The sequence below is a fragment of the Treponema sp. R6D11 genome, from assembly GCF_054786075.1.
This window is the reverse complement of sequence record NZ_BDHD01000668.1, coordinates 1-527: the sequence shown is the minus strand read 5'-3', so window position 1 is coordinate 527 and position 527 is coordinate 1. Positions and strand designations below refer to the sequence as shown.

Here is a 527-nt window from a genome sequence, read left to right as displayed (position 1 = left end):
GCAGAAAAATGGGAATGATATTTCAAAATTTTAACTTGTTTGGATCACGCAATGCAGCGGACAATATTACTTATCCTTTGGAAATTGCGGGATTGCCCCGGAAACAAATAGACAAGCGTCTTGATGAACTTCTTGAAATGGTAGAAATTACCGACAAACGCAAAGCCCGCTTAAGGGAACTTTCAGGCGGACAGAAACAGCGTGTGGCTATCGCCAGAGCGTTAGCTGCAAACCCAGAAGTGCTATTCTGCGATGAAGCGACTAGCTCTCTTGATCCGCAAACCACTCGCTCAATTTTGGCGTTGATCCGCGACTTGCAGCAGCGGCTTAAAATTACCGTGGTGTTGATAACACACCAAATGGAAGTTATCCGTGAGATATGTCATGAAGTCGCAGTGCTTGATGAGGGAATTATTGTAGAAAGGGGAAGCGTCTCCGCCGTGTTTGAATCGCCGCAAGCTCCAGCGACAAAGGAGCTGCTTCATGTTTAGTGAAAAAATTTTAGATGTATTATCCATGCTTCCTAT

The 527-nt window shown here is 44.8% G+C and carries 1 protein-coding gene; it reads left to right on the top strand.

What is annotated here, in order from left to right; translation table 11 throughout:
- The coding region (locus ACYVTD_RS15380; RefSeq protein ID WP_461248573.1) for a methionine ABC transporter ATP-binding protein at positions 1-491 on the top strand (491 nt) is incomplete at its 5' end.
- Positions 492-527: the final 36 nt, after the last annotated feature.